This window comes from Halomonas sp. 707B3 (assembly GCF_024158645.1).
In the GTDB taxonomy this organism is placed as follows: domain Bacteria; phylum Pseudomonadota; class Gammaproteobacteria; order Pseudomonadales; family Halomonadaceae; genus Vreelandella; species Vreelandella lionensis.
In genome coordinates this window covers 1-2,770 of sequence record NZ_JAMZBE010000245.1, presented here as the reverse complement: position 1 = coordinate 2,770, position 2,770 = coordinate 1, and the positions used below count along the sequence as shown (strand labels likewise).

The 2,770-nt window shown below is 56.1% G+C and carries 3 protein-coding genes; all 3 read left to right on the top strand.

Translation table 11 applies throughout. From position 1 onward, the window contains the following. Window positions 1-1,008: type IV pilus secretin PilQ (locus BIS10_RS18175; RefSeq protein WP_253507484.1), on the top strand; the 1,008-nt coding region annotated here is incomplete at its 5' end. Beyond that, window positions 1,008-1,574 carry a shikimate kinase AroK gene (gene aroK, locus BIS10_RS18170; protein ID WP_062372331.1) on the top strand — a complete coding sequence of 189 codons (567 nt, stop codon included), beginning with the start codon at window positions 1,008-1,010 and terminating at the stop codon, window positions 1,572-1,574. The genes BIS10_RS18175 and aroK, both read left to right, overlap by 1 nt. Continuing rightward, complete coding sequence (aroB, locus tag BIS10_RS18165) at window positions 1,571-2,689, top strand: 3-dehydroquinate synthase (protein WP_253507481.1); 1,119 nt, start codon at window positions 1,571-1,573, stop codon at window positions 2,687-2,689. Before aroK ends, aroB begins: the two co-directional genes overlap by 4 nt. Window positions 2,690-2,770: the final 81 nt, after the last annotated feature.

Here is a 2,770-nt window from a genome sequence, read left to right as displayed (position 1 = left end):
GAGATTGAGCGCCAGGAGATTGAGGCCCGTAGCCAGCAGCAAACCTTGGCACCGTTGGTGACTGAGTTCATCGAGATAAAGTACGCACGGGCCGAAGACTTAGCACAGCTGTTGCGTGGTGGTGACGGTTTTGGGCTGCTCACTGAGCGTGGCCGCGTTAGCGTTGACCAGCGTACCAACACACTGCTCATTCAAGACACGGCCGAACAGGTGCGCGATATTATGCGGACGCTGGACCGGCTGGATGTGGCGGTGCGTCAGGTACAGATCGAAGCGCGCATCGTGATTGCCCGTGATACCGCTTCCCGAGAGCTAGGAGTGAATTGGGGAGTCGATAGCACTCGAGGCTTCTTAGAGGAGGAAAACGGCAACTTCACTCGTCGTGACATCAACCCCAACGGCATCAACCGTGCCCAAGGTGGCCTGGCGGTGGACTTAGGCTCAACGGCAGCGGCTGATACGGGCTTCAGCTTTGGCTATCTCTCAGGGGATATTCTGCTCGACCTTGAGTTGCGCGCCCTTGAAAGCGAAGGCAAAAGCCAGACGATCTCCCAGCCTCGGGTGATTACCGCCAACCAGCGCACCGCAACGATCCGCCAAGGGGAGGAGCGGGCATTCCAGAGTGTCGATGCCCAGGGCAACCCAGATACCGAGTTTAAAGAGGCAGAGCTCTCCCTTGAGGTAACACCTCAAATTACCCCGGATAACCGCATCATTATGGATTTGGTAATCAAGAACGACAGCTTCCGTGAGAGCGAGTTCGGCGGCGAGCCGCCCATTGATACCAACCAAATCGAGACCCAGGTGCTGGTCGATAATGGCCAGACGGTGGTGTTAGGCGGTATTTTGACCACTGAACAGCTGAGCCAAATAGCGAAAACACCGCTGCTGGGCGATCTTCCTATACTGGGCAGGCTGTTTCGCTATACCGAAGAGAGCAATGAAAAGGTAGAGTTATTAGTCTTTATCACTCCACGATTACTTGATGATGGTTTGGCGGTTCGCTGATGCAGGATTTACCCAATCTTTTCTTAATAGGCCCCATGGGGGCTGGTAAAAGCACGATAGGCCGCTTATTGGCGGGAGAACTATCGCGCCCGTTTTACGATAGCGATCACGCCATACAAGACCGCTGCGGTGCCGATATACCCTGGATTTTTGACGTGGAGGGTGAGCAAGGCTTTCGTCAGCGTGAAATTCAGATGATTGACGAGCTCACCCAGCTCACGGATGTCGTGGTCGCCACCGGCGGTGGCGCTGTGCTGCGAGAAGAGAACCGCCGAGCGCTGCGCGATCGCGGTACAGTGGTGTACTTGATGACCACTGTCGAGCAGCAGCTAAAACGCACCGCCAAAGATCGCAACCGCCCGTTGCTGCAGTGCGCGAATCGCGAACAGGTGCTCAACGATATGTTCGCCGCCCGTGATCCGCTCTATCGTGCTACTTCCGACATTACGGTACGTACGGATCGCCGTAGCCCCCGTGCCGTGGTGAATGAAATTTTACGCCGCGTGCATCGCCTGATTGATCCGTTAGAAACCGCCAGCGCCCCGCATAAAAAGGTATCTCAATGACAGAGCTAGCCCATGACCGTACGCTAACCGTTGAACTGGGTGAGCGCAGCTACCCCATCCATATTGGCGTTGGGCTATTAAATCGCTCAGACAGTTTTGTGCCCTATCTGGCCGGTAGCCAAGTCATGATCGTCACTAATGAAACCGTGGCGCCGCACTACTTAGACACGCTGCGTTCTAGCTTACCCGAGCATTTAGACGTGCGTGCCGTGGTGCTGCCAGATGGCGAGCAGTACAAAACCATCGAGCAGGTAGGACGCATTTGGGATGCGCTGCTGGAAGCTGGCTTTAACCGCCGCTGCACACTCATTGCCCTTGGCGGCGGTGTGATTGGCGATATGGTGGGCTATGCCGCTGCTTCCTATCAGCGCGGGGTGGCCTTTATTCAAGTGCCCACCACGCTGCTTTCCCAGGTGGACTCCTCGGTGGGTGGCAAAACCGGTGTGAACCATCCGCTGGGTAAGAACATGATTGGTGCGTTTTGGCAGCCCAAAGCCGTGGTGGTGGATATTGCTACTCTCACCACGCTGCCCGCTCGGGAGCTCTCAGCGGGGCTTGCCGAGGTAGTGAAGTACGGTTTTATTCGCGATGCGGCCTTCCTCGCTTGGCTTGAGCAGAACATGACGGCGCTGCGCCGCGTTGAGCCTGAGATCGTTGCAGAGGCCATTGCCAAAAGCTGTCAAATCAAAGCCGATATTGTGGCGGAAGATGAAACCGAGCAGGGCGTTCGTGCGCTGCTGAACCTTGGCCACACGTTTGGCCACGCCATTGAGGCGCATCAAGGCTATGGCAAGTGGCTTCACGGTGAAGCGGTGGGGGCAGGTATAGCCATGGCAGCGACACTCTCCCACCAGCTTGGGTGGATTAGCCATGAGGCGCTTGAACGTACCAAAATGGTGATTGAAAGCGCTGGCCTGCCGCTGGTCGCGCCAACGGGAATGTCGTCTGATGACTTCTTGGCGCGCATGCGGCTGGATAAAAAGAACGTGGATGCGCGCTTGCGTCTGGTGCTACTGAACGACTTGGGAGACGCCTGTGTCAGCGATTCAACGCCTGCCGAAACGCTTCGCCACCTATTAGATAATTACCCTCGCGGCCAAGGCGTCGTTGGCTAACCCACTATCTACTCTGAAACCCGCCTTTTAACGGCGGGTTTTTTTATACGTACTTGCTTGAGATTAGCGGGTGGATAATGG

Excerpts from the sequence above, each read along its gene's own strand:
- aroK (WP_062372331.1), top strand. The coding sequence starts at position 1,008 with ATGCAGGATTTACCCAATCTTTTCTTAATAGGCCCCATGGGGGCTGGT.
- aroB (WP_253507481.1), top strand. The coding sequence starts at position 1,571 with ATGACAGAGCTAGCCCATGACCGTACGCTAACCGTTGAACTGGGTGAG.